Raw genomic sequence first — 17,257 nt, 5'->3', positions numbered from 1 at the left:
AGTGGCCCCCATCATCGAGGCCGAGGGCCTCGGCATCCGCTTCGTCCGCAACCGGCGGCGCCAGCTGCGGCTGCGCGAGCTGCTCATCGGGCGGGGCGGGCGCAACGCCCCGGCCGGGCAGTTCTGGCCGCTGCGCGACGTCTCCTTCACCGTCGAGGCCGGGGACACGCTCGGGGTGATCGGGCGCAACGGCACCGGCAAGAGCACCCTGCTGCGGCTGATCGCCGGGGTGCTCATCCCCGACGAGGGGCGGATCCGGGTCCGCGGCGACGTCGCGCCGCTGCTGGAGCTGTCGGCCGGTTTCTCCAACGACCTCAGCGGGCGGGAGAACCTCTACCTGGTCGGCGGCCTGCACGGGCTGTCGTCGGCGTACCTGAAGCGGCACTTCGACGACATCGTGTCGTTCGCCGGCGAGCAGGTGGAGCGGGCCATCGACACCTCGGTCCGGCACTACTCGTCCGGGATGAAGGTCCGCCTCGGATTCGCCATCATCTCCCACCTGCCGCATCCGATCCTGCTGATGGACGAGGTGACCGCCGTGGGTGACGCGGAGTTCCGTAAGAAGTGTTATTCGACGATCGATCGACTGCTCGCGGAGGGGCGCACCTTGGTGCTGGTGTCACACAACGAGAAGGACCTGACCCGGTTCTGCCGCCGGGGTCTCTACCTCGACGGCGGGCGGTTGACCGTCGACGGGACGGTCGCCGAGGCGCTCGACGCGTACCACGCCGCGGTCCCGCGGTGACCCTCGCGATCGTGCTCGCCGCCGGTGCGCCGGCCGCGGGGCTGCCCACCACGACCGGCGAGACGCTCGGCGACCGGCTGGCCGACCAGTGGCGCCGGGCCGGGGCCGACACCGTCCGGACGGTGTCCGACCTGGACGAACTGGCCGCTCTGGTCGACACCGTCTCCGAACCGGTCATCGTCAGCGGTGCCGACCTGGTCGCGCACACCGCCGTACTCAAGCACCTGCGGACCAGCCCGGTGGGGCCGACGGTGGCCCTGGTGCTGACCGACCCGCCCGAGGGCGGCCGGACCGGGGTGCGCGAGGAGCGCGGCCAGGTGGTCGAGGCCGGCCCGGAGCTGGCCGACGCCACCGGCGTCTTCGGCAGCGCGTTGCGGGTCGGCCCGGACGACCTGCCGGCGCTGGCCGCGGCCGCCCGGGCCGCCGCCGGCCGGCCCGCGGCCGGGTCCGCCGTGGACCGGCTCTTCGCCGCGCTCACCGACCTCGGCACCCTGACCTTCGCCCACCGGGTACGCCTGCTCGTGGCGCGCCGGGTCGGCGACGCCGCCGGGCTGCACGCCGCCGAGGCGGCGCTGTCGCAGGTGGACGAGGACAAGGCCGAGCTGCGGCTCTCGGTGAAGGAGCGGGACGACTTCTTCACCACCTACTTCGTCAGCACCTGGTCGCCGTACGTGACGAAGGCGTGCGCCCGGGTCGGCCTCGGCCCGACCGGGGTCACCATGCTCTCGGTGCTCTTCGCGGTCGCCGCGGCGGTGCTCTTCGGCGTCGGCGGGCGGGCCGCGCTGGTCACCGGTGCGGTCCTGCTCTACCTGGGCTTCGTGCTGGACTGTGTGGACGGCCAGTTGGCCCGCTACACCCGGCACTTCAGCGCCTGGGGCGGCTGGCTGGACACGATGGCCGACCGGGCCAAGGAGTACCTGGTCTACGCCGGTCTCGGGTACGGCGCGACGCAGGCCGGGTTCCGCTACGGCTGGGCCCTCGCGATCGCCGCGATGACGCTGCAGACCGTCCGGCACATGACCGACACCTGGTACGGCGTGCTGCACGACGAGGCGGCCCGGCGACCCCGCTCGGCGGCGGGCGCCGGCAGCGGGATCGGCGGGATGCTCAACGCCGCCTCGACGAAGGTGCAGGCGGACACCGGCTCGGTGTCGTACTGGTTGAAGCGGACGGTGGTCTTCCCGATCGGTGAGCGGTGGGCGCTGATCGCGCTGGCCGTGGCGCTGTTCGACCCGACGGTCGCCCTGGTGGCGGTGCTGGTCTGGGGGACGCTGGCGTTCGCCTACACCGGGGCGTTGCGCACGTTGCGGGCCCGCTGGATGTGGGTGCCGGTGCTGGACACGGTCGACGCGACCCTGCACCGCGACGACGGCCCGCTGGCGGCCCGGCTGCCCGTGGTCCGCCCGATGGGCCCGCTGACGCTGGCGGTGCTCGCCGTGCTCGGTCCGCTGGCGCTGCTGGTCGTGGCGCTGATGGGGGCCGACGGGTTGCGCTGGTGGGTGCCGGGGGCGTTGCTGGTGCTGCTGGTGGCGGGGCTAGGGGCCGGTGCGGCGCACAACGGTCCGCTGGACTGGCTGGTGCCGGCGGCGCTGCGGGCCGGGGAGTACCTCTTCGCGATCGCGGTCGGTGTGGTCGGCGGGGCTCCGGCCTGGCTGATCTTCGGGTACGTCTTCGTGCTCACCCTGCACCACTACGACCTGACCGCCCGGCTGGAGAAGCGGCAGGCGGCCCCGCCGTTGCACCCGGCCACGCTGGGCTGGGACGGGCGGTCGGTGCTGCTGGCCCTGAGCGGGATCGCCGGAATCGCGAGTATCGGTCTGGTTACACTCGGTACGTACCTTCTCGTGGCGTTCGCGGCGAGCGTCGTCCTGGCCTGGGTCGTGCTGCCGGCCCGCGCCACCCGGGCGGCGGCCGTCCCGGTCGGAGGAGGCGTGCGGGGCTGACGGAGGGCGGTGCGATGACGCTGGTCAGCTTCGTCGTACCGGCCCACCGGGTGCAGGGCTGGCTGCGCGAATGCCTGGACTCGATCCTCGGCCAACCGTTCGGCGACGTCGAGGTGATCGGCGTGGACGACGCCTCCCCGGACGCCAGCGGGGACATCCTGGACTCCTACGCCGCCCGGGATCCCCGGGTCCGGGTGGTCCACCTCGCCGAGAACGTCGGGCTCGGTCCGGCCCGCAACGTCGGGCTGGACCGGGCCGTCGGCGAGTACGTCTGGTTCGTCGACGCCGACGACTGGCTGGCGCCGGACTGCCTGCCGGAGGTGGCCGAGCGGCTGCGCGCCACCCGACCGGACGTGCTGGTCGTGGACCACGTCCGGGTGGGGTGGAACGACGTCGCCGGCCGCAGCGCCATGCCGGGGGTGTTCCCCGAGCCGCCCGGGGAGGACACCTTCCCGCTCCGCGACCGCCCGGCGGCCCTGCGCCTGCTGCACACCGCCTGGAACCGGCTGGTCCGCCGGGAGTTCCTGGTCGACCTCGGGCTCCGCTTCGCCCCCGGCTGGTACGAGGACGTCTCCTTCACCTACCCGGTGATGCTGGCGGCGGGACGGATCGGCGTGCTCGACCGGGTCTGCGTCAACTACCGGCAGCGGCGGGCCGGGGCGATCACCCGCACCCGGGGCGAGCGGCACTTCGAGGTCTTCGCGCAGTGGCACCGGGTGTTCCGGTTCCTCGACGACCACCCGGACCTGGCCGAGCTGCGGCCCGCCGTCTTCGAGCGGATGATCTGGCACCAGCTGACCGTGCTCGGCAACGGGGAGCGGATCGCCCCCGAGCTGCGGCCGGCCTTCTTCGGCCGGATCACCGCCGACTACCGGCGTCTCCTGCCGCCCGAGGGCTACCGGCCCCCGGAGGGGGTGGAGGGGCTCAAGCACCGGCTCGTCGCGGCGGGCCGCTGGCGTACCTTCAGCGCGCTGCGCGCGGCGAACCAGGCCCGCGCGACGGCCCGGACCACCACCCGGCGGGCCCTGCCGGTGGCCCGGCGCACCGCCCGGCTGACCCGGGATCTGCTGCTGCGCGAGTACTACCGGGCGGAGCTGCGCCGGCCGATCGACCCGACGCTGGCCGTCTACGCCGCCTACTGGTACCGGGGCTACGCGTGCAACCCGGCCGCCGTCGACGCCGCCGCCCGCCGGATGGCGCCGCACGTCCGGAGCGTGTGGATCGTCCGCCGGGACCGGGTCGGCACGCTGCCGCCCGGCACCGAGTACGTCGTCGCCGGCACCCGGGCGTACTACCGGGCGCTGGCCCGGGCGCGGTGGCTGGTGAACAACGTCAACTTCCCCGACTTCGTCCGCAAGCGACCCGGGTCGGTGCACGTCCAGACCCACCACGGCACCCCGGTCAAGGTGATGGGGCTGGACCAGCAGCGCTATCCGCTCGGCGCGGGCGGGATGGACTTCGCCGGGCTGCTGCGCCGGGTGGACCGCTGGGACTACAGCATCACCTCGAACAGCTTCTCGACCCAGATGTGGGACCGGGCGTACCCGGCGGACTACACCACCCTGGAGGTCGGCTACCCGCGCAACGACCGGCTGGTCCGCGCCACCGCCGAGGAGGTACGCGAGCTGCGCGACCGGTTCGGCGTCGGCCCGCACGAGCGGGTGGTGCTCTACGCGCCGACCCACCGGGAGCACCTGCCGCGTTACCGCCCGCCGTTCGACCCGCGGCGGCTGCTCGACACGCTCGGGCCGGCCGGGCGACTGCTGATCCGCAGCCACTACTTCCAGGACCGGGACGGCCGGGCCCGTCGGCGCAGCCACGGTCGGGCGGCCGACGTCAGCGACCACGGCTGCGTGGAGGACCTGTACCTCGTCGCCGACGTGCTGGTCACCGACTACTCGTCGGCGATGTTCGACTACGCCGTCCTGGACCGGCCGATCGTCGTCTACGCGCCGGACCGGGACGCGTACCACCTGGCCCGGGGGGTCTACTTCGACGTCACCGCCGACCCGCCCGGCGCGGTCGCGCTCACCTTCGCCGAGCTGCTGGAACTCTTCCGTTCCGGCGCGGTCGACGGCCCGGAGGCGACGGCGGCCCGGCGGGGGTTCCGGGAGCGGTTCTGCGCCCTGGAGGACGGGCACGCGGCGGAGCGGGTGGTCCGGCGGGTCTTCCTCGCCGAGCCGAGCTGAGCACGCCGCCAGGGCAATAACCCTGTCACAAGTCGAACATGGCACGTTTACCCGATGTGCGGATCCGATGATCCTGGTCACAGTCAAGCGTGGTTCGGCCGAGCTGGGGGAGGAGACGGTGACAACCGTCGCGCTCAAGGACGTCACCAAGGTGTTCCCGGACGGGACGCTCGCGGTCGACAGCGTCAATCTGGACGTCAACGACGGCGAGTTCATGGTGCTGCTCGGGCCGTCCGGCTGCGGAAAGTCCACTGTGCTGCGCATGGTCGCCGGCCTGGAGGACCCGAGTTCCGGAGCGGTGATGCTCGACGGCCAGGTGGCCAACGACCTGCCGCCGCGCGAGCGGAGGATCGCCATGGTCTTCCAGGACTTCGCGCTCTACCCGCACATGAGCGTCGGCGACAACATCGCCTTTCCGCTGAAGCTGGCCGGTGTCGAGCCGAGCCCGCGCGGCGAGCGGGTCGGGGACGTGGCCAGCGCGCTCGGGATCGGTGACGTGCTGGGGCGCAAGCCGAGCCAGCTATCCGGCGGGCAGCGGCAACGGGTGGCCATGGGCCGGGCGATAGTACGCCGGCCGGGGCTGTTCCTGATGGACGAGCCGCTCTCCAATCTCGACAGCGGCCTCCGGGCCGAGCTGCGCGCCGAGATCTCCGGGTTGACCCGGGAGCTCGGCGTCACCACCATCTACGTCACGCACGACCAGGCCGAGGCGCTGACCATGGCCGACCGGGTGGCGATCATGCGCAGGGGCGTGCTCCAGGACGTCGGCACCCCCACCCAGGTGTACGGCCGGCCGGCGACGCTCTACGTGGCCGCCTTCCTGGGCAGCCCCCGGATGAACCTGCTGGAGGCGTCGGTCTACGTCCACCTCGACCGGTACGTCACGCTGACCCTCGGCGAGCAGGCGCTCTACCTGCCCTGGGACGACATCCGCAGCCGGGCGGTGGCGCACTACCACGGTGAGCGGATCGTGGTCGGGATGCGGGCGGAGGCGCTGACGCCGGTGGCGCCGGACACCCCCGGGGACGTGCTCCAGGGTCGGGTCCGGTACCTGGAGCACCACGGCCACGAGTCGCTGGCCTTCCTCGACATCGGCGCGACGGCGATCATGGTGGACGAGATGGGCACCCCGGTGGAGGGGGGTTCGAACAGCCAGCGGGGTCGGCGCCGGTTCGGTCAGGTCGTGCAGCGGCTCACCGGCCGGAGCGGAGAGCCCGCGGCGACCCGGGTCAGCTCCGGCGGCAACCGGACGAGCGTCCTCAACGATCCGGGGCGGCATCACCGCCGTCCGGCCGAGCTGGCGGTACGGCTCGCCCCGTACCCGGCGATCACCGCCGGGCACCCGATGTCGGTCGCGGTCCGGATGGACGCGCTGCACTTCTTCGACGAGCGGGGCGACCGGATCGACGTGGGGTGGCGCTGAGCCCGCCGACCCCGCCGACCCCGGCGGGCCGGGATTGGCCGCGCCGGACGGGTCGCGGCGGGCCGGGCCGGTGCCCTACCGTCAGCGCACCCGGATGTCCATCGAGCACCGTTACCAGAGAGGGGCCCGCCGTGTCGGGTGACAGTCCGAGTCCGCTCGTGATCGAGCGGATCCTGCGTGACCGGGAGGGGATCTGGCAGCAGATCGTCGCCGATCAGGATCTCCACCGGCTCACCGGCCGGATGCTGTCCAGCTCGGCGATCGCGCTGGCCTGCTACGGTGCCGTGCTCGGCGCGTTCCACGGTGTGCTGATGGCGTTGACCTCGGCGGTCAAGCTGCCGATGCTCTTCCTGATCACGTTGGCGATCTGCCTGCCCACGCTCTACCTGTTCAACCTGGTCTTCGGGGCCCGGCTCTCGGTGCGGCAGTCGCTGGCCCTGGTGATGGTGGCGATCACCGTGACCTCGATGCTGGCGGTGGCGTTCGCGCCGATCAGCCTCTTCTTCCTGATCACCGCGCCGGACTACGGCTTCTTCAAGCTGCTGAACGTCGCGATCCTCACCCTGTCGGCGGTGGTCGGGCTGCGCTTCCTCACCGGCGGGATGCAGGTGCTCAACGCGCACGGCCTGCTTTCCCCGGCGTCCGCCGCAGCCCCGGCCGTCCCGGCGCAGGCGCCCGCCCCGGCCGTCGCCGCCCCGGCCGTCGCCGCCCCGGCGGTCCAGGTGGCGCCCGCGCAGGCCGCCGGGGAGGCGGCGCCCGCCGTCGCGGAGCCGGTCGCCGTCGGGGCGAACGCGAACGGCGCGAGCCCCGCGGCCGGGCAGGCGGTCCCCGCCGCCGGGCAGGCCGCCCCCGCCGCCGGGGAGGCCGCCCCCGCCGCCCCGCCGGCGCCGGGCGCGATCGTCCCGCAGCAGCCGGTCGCCGTGGCGGCGGCCGGACAGCCGACTGCCTTTCCGCCCGGCATGCTGCCGCCCGGCTACCCGGCGGGCCACCGGCCCTGGACCAACCCGCCGGTGCGCCGCTCGGAGCCGGAGCAGCGGCCGGCCAGCATGACCCTGCTCCACGTCTGGATCCTGCTCTTCGGCTTCGTCGGCACCCAGCTGGCCTGGACCCTGCGTCCGTTCGTCGGCAGCCCGGGCGAGGACTTCGCGCTGTTCCGCAGCATCGAGGGCAACTTCTACGCGGAGATCCTGCGCACCATCGGCAACCTCTTCTGAGGCAATGCCCGCGCCGGGCGGGGCGCCGGGGAGGCGGGCGAATGCCTTCCCAGCGCCCCGCCCGTCCGTTTCCCATGGCGCCTCGCTCGACCCGCGCCTCCATCGGTGCCGCTGCCGGCAGCGGCCGGCGCCTGTCACGCGCCGACGAGATCCCGCCGTTCCCGCTCGGCCGGAGCGGTCGCCGTGGGGGATGCGCCGGCGTTGGTGTCGCCGTGGGGGGATGCGAGGGTGTGTTCGGATCCTTTAGAGCTGATGACGCAGACGGGTCAAGGTTCACCCGTCCCGCTGATTCGTCTACGTCATCAGCTCCAAAGCGTCCACACCGCGGGTCGCCCCGAGGGCGAGCCGCCGCTGCCGCCCGCTGGTCGGTCGCCCGGCCACACCGCCATGTTGCCGCGCAAGTTACCGACTAGTAACGTCAGGGCATGTCCATCGACTCTCGCCAGATCGCGGCCGGAATGCTCCAGGCCGTGCCGTTCGCCCGTACTCTCGGTTTCGAGTTCGTCGAGGTCGCGCCGGAGGCGGCGGGCGGGGTCCGCGCCGTCGTCCGGCTGCCCGACACGCCCGCGACGCACAACCACGTCGGCGGCCCGCACGCCGGGGCCATGTTCACCCTCGGCGAGACCGCGTCCGGCACCGTGGTGATGGCCGCCTTCGGTCACCTGCTCGACCGCGCGGTGCCGCTGGCCGTACGGGCCGACATCGGGTACCGGAAGCTGGCCATGGGACCGGTGCTGGCCACCGCCCGGCTCGGCCGCCCGGCCGCCGAGGTGATCGCCGAACTGGACGCCGGCCGGCGCCCGGAGTTCCCCGTCGAGGTGGAGATCAGCACCGAGGACGGCACCCCCACCTCGACGATGACCGTGGTCTGGACGCTGCGCCCGAACCGCTGACGGGCGGCGAGCCTGCCGAAACGGGTTTCTCCGGCCGGTGCGATGGATAGATTCGTACCGTGCTGGGTCTACCCGCTCACGTGACCGCCTGTCTCTTCGATCTGGACGGTGTGCTGACGCAGACCGCCAAGGTGCACAACGCCGCCTGGAAGCAGACCTTCGACGACTTCCTGCGCCGCCGATCGGCGGCGACCGGGGAGCCGTTCCGGCCGTTCGACCCGGGGCCGGACTACAACCGGTACGTCGACGGAAAGCCCCGGGCCGACGGAGTCCGCTCCTTCCTGGCCTCGCGCGGGGTCGTCCTCCCCGAGGGCGACCCGGACGACCCGCCGGAGGCGGACACCGTCAACGGCGTCGGCAACCGCAAGAACGTCGTCCTGCTGGAGCGGATCCATCAGGACGGCGTCGAGGTCTACCCGGGCTCGGTGACGTACCTGAAGGCGGCGGTCGAGGCCGGACTGCGCCGGGCGGTGGTCTCGGCGAGCGCCAACTGCGGCCCCGTCGTCGCCGCCGCCGGCCTCGAGCCGTTGCTGGAGGCCCGGGTCGACGGCCTGGTCGCCCGGGCCGAGGGGCTGCGCGGCAAGCCGCACCCGGACACCTTCCTCGCCGGCGCGGCGCGGCTCGGCGTCGAACCGGCCCACGCCGCCGTCTTCGAGGACGCGCAGGCCGGCGTGGCCGCCGGCCGGGCTGGCGGGTTCGGCTACGTGATCGGGGTGGACCGGGTCGGTCAGGCCGACGAGCTGCGGGCCCACGGCGCCGACATCGTCGTCACCGACCTGGGGGAGCTGCTCGACGGGGGGTCGACGACATGATCCGGGAACGCGCCTATCCGGTGGAGCCCTGGCACGTCCGGGAGACCGTGCTCGACATGGACGTCCTCGCCCAGTCCGAGTCCGTGTTCGCGCTCTCCAACGGCCACGTCGGCCTGCGCGGCAACCTCGACGAGGGGGAGCCGCACGGCCTGCCCGGCACCTACCTCAACTCCTTCTACGAGCTGCGTCCGCTGCCGTACGCGGAGGCCGGCTTCGGCTTCCCCGAATCGGGCCAGACCGTCGTCAACGTCACCAACGGCAAGCTGATCCGGCTGCTGGTCGACGACGAGCCGCTCGACGTCCGGTACGGCGAACTCCTCGGCCACGAGCGGATCCTCGACCTGCGCGCCGGCACCCTGCACCGGGAGATGCACTGGCGCTCCCCGGCCGGGCGCGAGGTCAAGGTGCGCAGCACCCGGCTGGTCTCCTTCACCCAGCGGTCGGTCGCCGCGATCCACTACGAGGTGGAGGCGATGGACGGCCCGCTGCGGCTCATCCTCCAGTCGGAGCTGGTCGCCAACGAGAACCTCCCGGCGCAGAGCCGGGACCCCCGGGTGGCCGCCGTGCTGGAGTCGCCGCTGCAGGCGGAGGAGGAGCTGACCACCGACGACGGCGGGCTGCTGATCCACCGCACCAAGGTCAGCGGGCTGCTGGTCGGCGCCGAGATGGGTCACGACATCGAGGCGCCGGCGAAGTTCACCCTCGAGTCCGAGGGATACCAGGACTGGGTGCGTACCACCGTCGCCTGCGTGCTCCAACCCGGCGAGACCCTCCGGGTCGTCAAGTACCTCGCGTACGGCTGGTCCAGCCGGCGGTCGCTGCCGGCGCTGCGCGACCAGGTGGGCGCGGCCCTCGCCGGCGCCCGGCTCGGCGGCTGGGAAGGGCTGCGCCAGGAGCAGCGGAAGTACCTCGACGAGTTCTGGGACGCGGCCGACGTGCGGGTCGAGGGTGACCCGGAGGTGCAGCAGGCCGTGCGGTTCGGGCTGTTCCACGTGCTCCAGGCCGGCGCCCGGGCCGAACGGCGGCCGATCTCGGCGAAGGGCCTGACCGGCCCCGGCTACGACGGCCACGCCTTCTGGGACACCGAGATGTTCGTGCTGCCGGTGCTCACGTACACCCAGCCGAACGCGGTGCGGGACGCGCTGCACTGGCGGCACTCCACCCTCGAGCAGGCGCAGGAACGGGCCCGGACGCTGAACCTGCGGGGGGCGGCCTTCCCGTGGCGGACCATCGAGGGCTCCGAGTCGTCGGCGTACTGGCCGGCGGGCACCGCGGCCTTCCACATCGCCGCCGACGTCGCCGACGCGCTGCGCCGGTACGTGCTGGTCACCGGGGACGTCCAGCTGGAACGGGAGATCGGCCTGGAGTTGCTGGTGGAGACGGCCCGGCTCTGGCGCTCGCTGGGCCACCACGACCGGCAGGGCCGCTTCCACATCGACGGGGTGACCGGGCCGGACGAGTACACCGCGGTCAAGGACGACAACATCTACACCAACCTGATGGCGCAGCGGAACCTGATCGCCGCCGCCGAGTCCGCGATGCGGTTCCGCGACGAGGCCATCGACCTCGGGGTGACCGAGGAGGAGGCCGCGGCGTGGCGGGACGCGGCACACGCCATGCACGTCCCGTACGACGAGGGACTCGACGTGCACGAGCAGGTCGAGGGCTTCACCCGGCTCCAGGAGTGGGAGTTCGGGCAGACCCCGGCCGAGAAGTACCCGCTGCTGCTGCACTACCCGTACTTCGACCTGTACCGCAAACAGGTGATCAAGCAGGCCGACCTGGTGCTCGCCATGCACTGGCGCGGCGACGCGTTCACCGGCGAGGAGAAGCTGCGCAACTTCCTCTACTACGAGCGGCGCACCGTGCGGGACTCGTCGCTGTCGGCCTGCACCCAGGCGGTGATGGCCGTCGAGGTGGGGCATCCCGAACTGGCCCACCGCTACCTGCGCGAGGCCGCGCTGATGGACCTGCACGACCTGAACGAGAACACCCGCGACGGCGTGCACATGGCCTCGCTGGCCGGCGCCTGGATCGCGCTGGTCTCGGGCTTCGGCGGGCTGCGCGACCACGACGGCCAGTTGTCGTTCTCGCCGCGGCTCTCCAGCCGGCTGAGCCGACTGGAGTTCTCCCTGCAGTGGCGGGGGATGCGGCTGCGGGTGGACGTCCGCCCGCACCAGACCACCTACTCGCTGCGCGACGGTGGGCCGGAAACCGTCATCGAGCTGCGGCACCACGGGGAGAAGGTGCAGGTGACCGCCGCGTCCCCGGTCACCGTCCCGGTGGCGACCCCGCCCCCGCCCGGCCCCGTCCCGGAGCAGCCACCCGGGCGCTCGCCCCTGCTGCACCTGCCGGAGGACAACTCCTGACCGTGCCGCCGGTCACGAGGCCGACGGTCGGGTGACCGCCGACCTCATGACCGGCCGGTTCAGAACTGGGGACCGTTGGAGGGCCGGCCGCCCGCGTCACGGGGCGCGACCGCCCGCGGGTCGTCCGGGAGGCGCGCGTGCGACGCCTCGTCCGCCCAGTCCCGGTTGCGCTCGACGTCCTGCTCGCTACGTTCCTGCTCGGCGGTCCGGGTCTGCTGTCGGGCCTTCTGCTTGGCCATGGCGATCCTCGCGATCCGTCGGGGCGCGGCTGCGCCGGCTCTGCGATCACCCTGCGGCTTCCCGATCGACCCGGGCACAAACGACGGGCCCGCTCCCCGCGCTCCCGGGTCGCCGGATGTGGCGGTGGCGGGTGAACCCGGCGCGGGCGCGGGTATCCGACGCGCACTCGAGGCGTGGGAGGTGGGCGACATGGCCACACGGGGACAGGTGAACATTCCGGTCGGCGAGGTGGGACTGCCGGCCGACGTCGACGGGCCGGCCGACGCGGCCGGCGTGGTGCTCTTCGCGCACGGCAGCGGCAGCTCCCGGCACAGTCCCCGCAACGTGGCGGTGGCCCAGGTGCTCCAGCGCTCCGGTCTGGCCACCGTCCTGGTCGACCTGCTCACGCCCGAGGAGGACCGGGTCGACGCGGTGACGGCCGAGCTGCGCTTCGACATCGGGATGCTCGCCGACCGGCTGGCCGGGATCGTGGACTGGCTGGGCGAGGAGCCGTCGCTCGGTCGGCTGCCGGTAGGCCTCTTCGGCGCGAGCACCGGCGCGGCGGCGGCGCTGGTCGCCGCGGCGGCCCGGCCGGAGCGGGTGGCGGCGGTGGTGTCCCGAGGTGGCCGGCCGGACCTGGCCGGGGCCGCGCTGTCCGGGGTACGCGCACCGACCCTGATGCTCGTCGGTGGCCTGGACGAGCAGGTGATCACCCTCAACGAGCAGGCCGCCGCCGCGCTCACCGCCCCGCACGAGCTGCGGATCGTGCCCGGCGCGACGCACCTGTTCGAGGAGCCGGGCGCGCTCGACCAGGTGGCCGACGCGGCCGCCGCCTGGTTCGCCGCCCGCTTCCGCGTGCCCGCCTGAGCGCCGACCGGCCGGATCCGCCGCCGGTCGGTTCTCCGCTAGATCGCGCTCGTTCCAGGAAGTAGTGGCCTCGTCGACGTCAGGAGGCCACTACTTCCATGTTCGAGCGTGATCTCGCCGGTCGGTCCTCAGACGCGGGCGTGATCCAGCGGTGCCGCGGGTCAGGCCGGCGCGGGAGGCGGGGGTGGCGTCGCGGCCTTCTCCGCGGCGAGGCGTTCGCGGTGCCGCTGGACGGTGTCGACCACGCGGTACGTGACCGCGGCGATCGGCACCGAGACGAACGCGCCGGGAATGCCGGCGATCAGCGTGCCGGCGGTGACCACCACCAGGATCACCGCGGGGTGCAGCTGCACCTGCCGCTTCATGATCAGCGGCTCCAGCAGGTTGCCCTCGACCTGCTGCACCACGATCACCGCGGCCAGCACCAGCAGCGCCGTGGTCGGGCCCTTGGCGGCCAGGGCCACCAGCACGGCGACCGCGCCGGCCACCGTCGCCCCGACGATCGGGATGAAGCCGCCGAGGAAGGTGATCAGCGCCAACGGCAGGGCCAGCGGCACGCCGAGCAGCACCAGTGCCAGCCCGATGCCGAGCGCGTCGATCGCCGCGATGATCATCGTGCCCCGGCTGTACGCGCTGAGCGTCCGCCAGCCGGCCCGGCCGGCCTCGGCGGTGACCTGCTGGTTCGGGCCGGTCAGCCGGCGCAGCACCCAGTGCCACATCGACCGTCCGTCCTTGAGCAGGAAGAAGAGCAGCACCAGGGCGAGCAGCGAGGAACCGACCACCTCGGCGGCGGTCCGCGCCCCACCGATCAGGTCGAAGCCGCCACCGATGCCGCTGCGTACCTGGCCGATGATCTTGTCCAGTTGCGCGTCGCTGATCGGCAGGGCGGTGGTGACGAAGTCCCGGCTGCGCTGGAGACCCTCGCCCAACTCCTGGCTCAGCTCGTCGAACTCGGCGGCGGTCAGGTTCCACACCACCGCGCCCACCCCGACCAGGATGCCGAGCAGCAGCAGCAGGCTCAGCAGCGCCGCCAGCGGCCGCGGCACCCGCAGCCGCCGCAGGAGCAGCAACACCGGGTCGAGCAGCGCGGCGAGGAAGAGGGTGACCGCCAGCGCGATCGCCAGCGGCGCGAGCAGCACCGCGACCTTCCCCAGCAGGTACAGCCCGATGATCACCACCACCAGGCAGGCGCTCCACACCACGGCGGCGCGTACCAGCCAGGGCAGCGCTCCCCACGCCTGCTTCGGCTCCGGGCGGGCGCCCGCCGCCGTCAATCCGGGCGTACGCCCGCCGTCGTCCTCGACCACGTCGGTCCTCCTCGATCTCAGCGTGGTCGATACCCGACCGGGGTCCCTGCGACACCCACCCGTTGGCTCAACGCCGTGCCGGACCGGTGGTTCCGCTCAGGACAGACCGGGCCACGCCGCGAGGTAGCCGCCACCGGCACCGGGCCCGGCGTCCCGGGTGCGGTAGAACGGCCCCTTGTCCACCCGGGCCGCCACCGCCGCCACTCCGGACCCGGCGGTCACGCCGCGCACCGCGCCGGCGCCGCCGTCGGTGAAGACCACCCAGGTGAGCCGCCGCTTCAGGTCCGCCGAGAGCACCAGCACCCAGGCGTCCCCACCGGCGTACGGGGCGAGCCGCCGCCCACCCAGGGTGACCCGCGACCGGTCGGCGATCTGGTACGCGGACACCCCACCCGCGTACACCCGGCCGCGCTCGTCGGCGGTCACCGCGTACGGGGTGACGGTGTTGCCCCGGTCGCCCTTGGAGTCGATCCGGGCGAGCAGGTGCTGACCGGCGAGCTGCCGTCCCGAGGCCGGGTCGAGGCGGGCCAGGTAGGTCTGGTGGGCGTTGCCGGTGTTGAACGGCTGGGTGAACTTGTCGACGACGACGTTCGGCGCCGGCCGGGTCACGTCGGCGGCGGAGCGCCCGAAGATGCTGTTCCCGCCGTCGGTCACGCCGGCCAGGTAGAGCCTGCCGTCCCGGCCCATCGAGACCCGCTCGGCCCGGCTGTCGGCGCAGAGGTCGCCGAGCTTCTCCGCCGGGTGGTCGTACGCGCGCCAGCGCAGCGCCCCCCGCCGGTCGTACGCGTGCACGTAGGCGATCTGCACGGGAACGCAGGGGCCGGCGTTCACCTGCCGGTAGCCGGCGACGAAGACCAGGCCGCTGCGGTCGTCTACGGCCACGTCGCTGACGGTCCGCCCGGCGGGGCGGATGGTGGCCAGGGCGCCGCCGCGCAGGTCGTACACCCGCACCGCCCCGCCGGCGACGGCGGCGACGGTGCCGGCGGCGCCCACCGCGACGCGGCTGGCCGCCCCGGCGCGCTGCCACCGCACGGTGGTGGCGCGTGGGTCGAGCAGCGTGACGCCCCGGTCGGTGGCGACGGCGATCTCCCCGCCCTCGCGGCGCACCTCCAGGTCCTCGACCACCCCGGCGAGGCGGGTGACGCCGATCAGCCGGCGCCCGGTGCCGTCGAGGCGCAGCACCGCGCCGGGCCCCTTGCCGAGCGTGGTGCGGGTGCCGCCCCGCACGTCGGTGAAGCGGCCGCCGACGACGATCTCGCAGTTCGGGGCGGTGTCCACCGCGTTGGCGCTGTCGGTGGCGGTCCGTCCCGGGTGGAACGCCGCGGTCGGGTCGAGGGTGCTGCTGGACCGGGCGGCCGGGGCGGGGCGGGGACAGCTGACCGGGGCGGCGCCGAAGCCGGTGACCGCGGCGGGGGTGCCGCCGGGCGTGGGCTCCGCTCCGGCCGGAGCGGGGGTGCTCGGGCCGGTCCAGCGCGCCGGGGGGTCCGCCGGGTCGGCGCCGCATCCGGCGGTGAGTGCCAGGGCGACGGTGACGGCGGCGAGGAGTCGCTCGCCATGGCGTCGGTGCACGGCTCCGCCCCTTCCAGGAGGTCGCCGCGATCCTACGGCCCGGCGGGCCGGGTGTTTGCCCTTCCGGCGTGGGGGAACGCAGAGGACAACGAGTGAGGAGGACCGACATGAGTGACTTCATGGACAAGGCGCAGGACTTCGCCGACAAGCATGACAAGCAGGTCGACCAGGGCCTCGACAAGGCCGGCGACGTCGCCGACCAGCGCACCGGCGGCAAGTACGACGCGCAGACCGACAAGGCCGTCGACATGGCGCAGCAGCGCACCGGTGAGGGCGACCAGGGGCGCTGACCTCGTGTCCTCCCGTTGCCGGGTCACCCGCGGGTGACCCGGCAACGCTGCGTCCGTCCTCGCGCACCCCTGGTCACCATCGACCACTCTCGCTACGATCCGCAGTCGGGGCATGACTCCGGGTGGAGTTGTGCGGAGCGGACCGGCCCGCGCCCGGAGGCGGCGGGCCGTCGACGAGAGGGAGCCACCCCGGTGACCGAGACATCGCACGCGACGATCCCGCAGCGTTACCCGTTCAGTGACCCGCAGCGGCTCGACCTGGACCCCCACTACGCGCGGCTGCGCCGGGAGGAGCCGCTGACCCGGATCAGGATGCCCTTCGGTGAGCCGGCGTGGCTGGCCACCCGGCACGCCGACGTCCGTCTCGTACTGGGCGACGCCCGGTTCAGCCGGGCCGCCGCCGTCGGCCGCGACGAGCCCCGCACCACGCCCCACCAGCAGGACGGCGGCATCCTCACGATGGACCCGCCCGAGCACACCCGGCTGCGCCGGCTGGTCGCGAAGGCGTTCACCGCCCGGCGGGTGGAGCAGCTACGGCCGCGCACCCGGGCGCTCGCCGACGAGCTGGTCGGCGGCATGGTCGCGGCCGGTCCCCCGGCCGACCTGGTCGCCCACCTGGCCACCCCGCTGCCGATCCGGGTCATCTGCGACCTGCTCGGGGTGCCGGTCGCCGACCAGGACCGCTTCCACACCTGGTCGGAGGCGATCGTCTCGACCACCTCGCTCAGCCCCGAGCAGACGCAGAGCTACCTCGACCAGCTGCTGGCGTACATGGGGGAGCTGATCGCGCTGCGGCGGGCCGCACCGACCGACGACCTGCTCGGCGCGATGGTCCGGGCCCGCGACGAGCACGCCGACCGGCTGGCCGAGGAGGAGGTCGTCCAGCTGGCCGCCGGGCTGCTCGCCGCCGGGCACGAGACCACCGTGACCCAGATCCCCAACATGGTGTACGTCCTGCTCACCGAACCCGGCGCCTGGGACCGGCTGCGCGGCGACCCGGCTCTGGTGCCGACGGCGGTCGAGGAGCTGATGCGGTTCATCCCGCTCGGCAGCGCCGCCGCCTTCGCCCGGTACGCCCTCACCGACGTCGAGGTCGGCGGTGTGCTGGTCCGCGCCGGTGAGCCGGTGGTGGTCGCCATCGCCTCGGCGAACCGGGACGAGACCGTCTTCCCCGACGCCGACCGGCTGGACCTGGCCCGGGCGGAGAACCCGCACGTCGGCTTCGGCCACGGGGTGCACCACTGCGTCGGCGCGCAGCTCGCCCGGATGGAGCTCCAGGTGGTGTTGGAGACGCTCGTGGCCCGCCTGCCGCGGCTGCGCCTGGCGGTGCCGGAGTCCGAGCTGACCTGGAAGAGCGGCCTGCTGGTCCGGGGCCTGACCGCGATGCCGGTGTCCTGGTGAGCGCGGGGAGCGCGGC

General features: G+C 73.7%; 14 protein-coding genes. 11 read left to right on the top strand and 3 right to left on the bottom strand.

The annotated features are described in order from the left end of the window. Position 1: 1 nt before the first annotated feature. The 8 genes from AC5L3Z_RS21935 to AC5L3Z_RS21900 all read left to right on the top strand — a co-directional run bounded on the left by AC5L3Z_RS21935 (position 2) and on the right by AC5L3Z_RS21900 (position 11,588). On the top strand, positions 2-745 hold the full coding sequence (locus tag AC5L3Z_RS21935) for an ABC transporter ATP-binding protein (RefSeq protein ID WP_494844679.1): 744 nt from the start codon (positions 2-4) through the stop codon (positions 743-745). Continuing rightward, on the top strand, positions 742-2,688 hold the full coding sequence (locus AC5L3Z_RS21930; protein WP_494844677.1) for a DUF5941 domain-containing protein: 1,947 nt from the start codon (positions 742-744) through the stop codon (positions 2,686-2,688). Before AC5L3Z_RS21935 ends, AC5L3Z_RS21930 begins: the two co-directional genes overlap by 4 nt. A 14-nt stretch (positions 2,689-2,702) precedes the next feature. After that, the gene (locus AC5L3Z_RS21925; RefSeq protein WP_494844676.1) at positions 2,703-4,877 is read left to right on the top strand and encodes a bifunctional glycosyltransferase/CDP-glycerol:glycerophosphate glycerophosphotransferase; all 2,175 of its coding nucleotides are present in this window, start codon (positions 2,703-2,705) and stop codon (positions 4,875-4,877) included. A gap of 67 nt (positions 4,878-4,944) precedes the next feature. After that, the gene (locus tag AC5L3Z_RS21920; protein ID WP_494844674.1) at positions 4,945-6,300 is read left to right on the top strand and encodes an ABC transporter ATP-binding protein; all 1,356 of its coding nucleotides are present in this window, start codon (positions 4,945-4,947) and stop codon (positions 6,298-6,300) included. Positions 6,301-6,458: 158 nt separating this feature from the next. Beyond that, positions 6,459-7,514, top strand: a complete 1,056-nt coding sequence (locus AC5L3Z_RS21915; protein ID WP_494844672.1) for a hypothetical protein — start codon at positions 6,459-6,461, stop codon at positions 7,512-7,514. Between the two features lie 425 nt (positions 7,515-7,939). Next, positions 7,940-8,407, top strand: coding sequence for a DUF4442 domain-containing protein (locus AC5L3Z_RS21910; protein ID WP_494844670.1), 468 nt, complete (start codon positions 7,940-7,942; stop codon positions 8,405-8,407). A gap of 59 nt (positions 8,408-8,466) precedes the next feature. Next, the gene (locus AC5L3Z_RS21905) at positions 8,467-9,219 is read left to right on the top strand and encodes a beta-phosphoglucomutase family hydrolase (RefSeq protein ID WP_494844668.1); all 753 of its coding nucleotides are present in this window, start codon (positions 8,467-8,469) and stop codon (positions 9,217-9,219) included. Continuing rightward, on the top strand, positions 9,216-11,588 hold the full coding sequence (locus AC5L3Z_RS21900; RefSeq protein WP_494844667.1) for a glycoside hydrolase family 65 protein: 2,373 nt from the start codon (positions 9,216-9,218) through the stop codon (positions 11,586-11,588). Before AC5L3Z_RS21905 ends, AC5L3Z_RS21900 begins: the two co-directional genes overlap by 4 nt. A gap of 59 nt (positions 11,589-11,647) precedes the next feature. Here the strand turns inward: AC5L3Z_RS21900 and AC5L3Z_RS21895 are convergent, their stop codons facing one another. Next, a complete protein-coding gene (locus AC5L3Z_RS21895) occupies positions 11,648-11,827 on the bottom strand; it encodes a hypothetical protein (RefSeq protein ID WP_494844665.1) in 180 nt (59 codons plus the stop codon). A gap of 190 nt (positions 11,828-12,017) precedes the next feature. On the opposite strand from AC5L3Z_RS21895, the gene AC5L3Z_RS21890 reads away from it, so the two are divergent. Next, on the top strand, positions 12,018-12,674 hold the full coding sequence (locus AC5L3Z_RS21890; protein WP_494844663.1) for a dienelactone hydrolase family protein: 657 nt from the start codon (positions 12,018-12,020) through the stop codon (positions 12,672-12,674). 161 nt (positions 12,675-12,835) lie between these two features. Here AC5L3Z_RS21890 and AC5L3Z_RS21885 read toward each other — a convergent pair whose 3' ends face one another. After that, entirely contained in the window at positions 12,836-13,981 is a 1,146-nt protein-coding gene (locus tag AC5L3Z_RS21885) for an AI-2E family transporter (protein ID WP_494844661.1), read from the bottom strand. 96 nt (positions 13,982-14,077) lie between these two features. After that, on the bottom strand, positions 14,078-15,550 hold the full coding sequence (locus AC5L3Z_RS21880; RefSeq protein WP_494844660.1) for a hypothetical protein: 1,473 nt from the start codon (positions 15,548-15,550) through the stop codon (positions 14,078-14,080). A gap of 107 nt (positions 15,551-15,657) precedes the next feature. On the opposite strand from AC5L3Z_RS21880, the gene AC5L3Z_RS21875 reads away from it, so the two are divergent. Together AC5L3Z_RS21875 and AC5L3Z_RS21870 are read left to right on the top strand one after the other, a co-directional pair. After that, positions 15,658-15,840 carry an antitoxin gene (locus tag AC5L3Z_RS21875; protein ID WP_494844659.1) on the top strand — a complete coding sequence of 61 codons (183 nt, stop codon included), beginning with the start codon at positions 15,658-15,660 and terminating at the stop codon, positions 15,838-15,840. A 192-nt stretch (positions 15,841-16,032) separates the two neighbouring features. After that, positions 16,033-17,241, top strand: a complete 1,209-nt coding sequence (locus AC5L3Z_RS21870) for a cytochrome P450 (protein WP_494844657.1) — start codon at positions 16,033-16,035, stop codon at positions 17,239-17,241. The last annotated feature ends 16 nt before the right edge of the window (positions 17,242-17,257 follow it).

The organism is Micromonospora sp. LZ37 (assembly GCF_059359015.1).
This window is presented reverse-complemented; position numbering and strand designations above follow the sequence as displayed.

What these genes read in the sequence shown, in the direction of transcription:
- AC5L3Z_RS21925 (WP_494844676.1), top strand. Translation starts at nt 2,703, where the DNA reads ATGACGCTGGTCAGCTTCGTCGTACCGGCCCACCGGGTGCAGGGCTGG.
- AC5L3Z_RS21920 (WP_494844674.1), top strand. Translation starts at nt 4,945, where the DNA reads ATGATCCTGGTCACAGTCAAGCGTGGTTCGGCCGAGCTGGGGGAGGAG.
- AC5L3Z_RS21910 (WP_494844670.1), top strand. Translation starts at nt 7,940, where the DNA reads ATGTCCATCGACTCTCGCCAGATCGCGGCCGGAATGCTCCAGGCCGTG.
- AC5L3Z_RS21900 (WP_494844667.1), top strand. Translation starts at nt 9,216, where the DNA reads ATGATCCGGGAACGCGCCTATCCGGTGGAGCCCTGGCACGTCCGGGAG.
- AC5L3Z_RS21895 (WP_494844665.1), bottom strand. Translation starts at nt 11,827, where the DNA reads ATGGCCAAGCAGAAGGCCCGACAGCAGACCCGGACCGCCGAGCAGGAA.
- AC5L3Z_RS21890 (WP_494844663.1), top strand. Translation starts at nt 12,018, where the DNA reads ATGGCCACACGGGGACAGGTGAACATTCCGGTCGGCGAGGTGGGACTG.
- AC5L3Z_RS21875 (WP_494844659.1), top strand. Translation starts at nt 15,658, where the DNA reads ATGAGTGACTTCATGGACAAGGCGCAGGACTTCGCCGACAAGCATGAC.